At 76.5% G+C, this 1,346-nt stretch carries 1 protein-coding gene; it reads right to left on the reverse strand.

Features of this window, described 5'->3' with window-relative positions; all coding sequences use genetic code 11:
• The coding region (locus ACWJ6R_RS36400) for an acetyl-CoA carboxylase biotin carboxylase subunit (RefSeq protein WP_449066558.1) at window positions 1–1,346 on the reverse strand (1,346 nt) is incomplete at both ends.

Consider the following 1,346-nt stretch of genomic DNA (forward strand, 5'->3'; position numbering starts at 1 on the left):
CGCCGAGGACGGCTCCCTGGTCTACGCCCTGCCCGGGCGAGGGCGGCGGCCAGGGCGGAGAACCCGACCGGGTCCGGGCCGCCGGGAGCAGCGGCGGCGAGGCCGTGCCGGTCCAGGAAACCGGTGTCGGTCTCACCCGACAGGAACGCCTCGTGGCGCAGCACCGCGACCAGCAGGTCCCGGTTGGTGACCGGGCCGTGGACCCTCGCCCGGGCGAGCGCCCCGGCGAGCCTGCGGGCGGCGTCGGCGCGGGTCGCGCCGTGGACGATCACCTTGGCGAGCATCGGGTCGTAGTGCACGCCCACCTCGGAGCCGTCCTCGACGCCGGAGTCCAGCCGCAGGCCGCCGGAGACGGGGGCGAAGCGGGCCGTGACGCCGGGGACGTCGAACCGGTGCAGGACGCCGCTCTGCGGGAGCCAGCCCAGCGCGGGGTCCTCGGCGTACAGGCGGGCCTCGATCGCGTGGCCCGAGGGCGCGGGCGGCGCGGGCGGCAGGGCGCCGCCCTCGGCGATCCGCAGCTGGAGCTCGACCAGGTCCAGGCCGTACACGCACTCGGTGACCGGGTGCTCGACCTGGAGCCGGGTGTTCATCTCCAGGAAGGCGACCGTGTCGTCCCGGACGAGGAACTCGACGGTCCCCGCCCCGACGTAGCCGATCGCCCGGGCGGCGTCGGCGGCCGCCGCGCACAGCCGCGCGCGCAGCGCGGGGGAGACGGCGGGGGAGGGGGCCTCCTCGATCACCTTCTGGTGCCGCCGCTGGATCGAGCACTCCCGCTCGCCCAGCGTCCAGACCGTGCCGTGCGCGTCGGCCAGCACCTGCACCTCGATGTGGCGGGCGTCCTCCAGCAGCGGCTCGATGAAGACGGTTCCGTCGCCGAAGGCCGACTCCGCCTCGCGCCGGGCCGACTCGACCGCCCCGGGCAGGTCGTCGGTGAGCCGGACGATCCGCATCCCGCGCCCGCCGCCGCCGGCCGAGGCCTTCACCAGCAGCGGGATCGCCCAGCCGGACGCGTCCCCGCTCATCCGGGTGAAGACGGCGTCCAGGTCCCGGTCGAGGTCGTCCATCGAGTATCCGGGGCCCGCGGTGAAGTGCGGCAGGACCGGCACCCCCGCCTCGGCCATCAGCGCCTTGGCCTCGATCTTGGAGCCCATGGCGGCGATGGCCTCGGGACCCGGACCGACCCAGGTCAGCCCGGCGCCGAGGACGGATCGGGCGAAGTCCGCGCTCTCCGACAGGAAGCCGTACCCGGGGTGGACGGCGTCGGCGCCGGTCCGCAGGGCGGCCTCGACGACCCGCCCGGCCGACAGGTAGGTCTCGGCGGGCGCGGCGCCGGGCAGGCGCACGGC

Source organism: Planomonospora algeriensis (assembly GCF_977012225.1).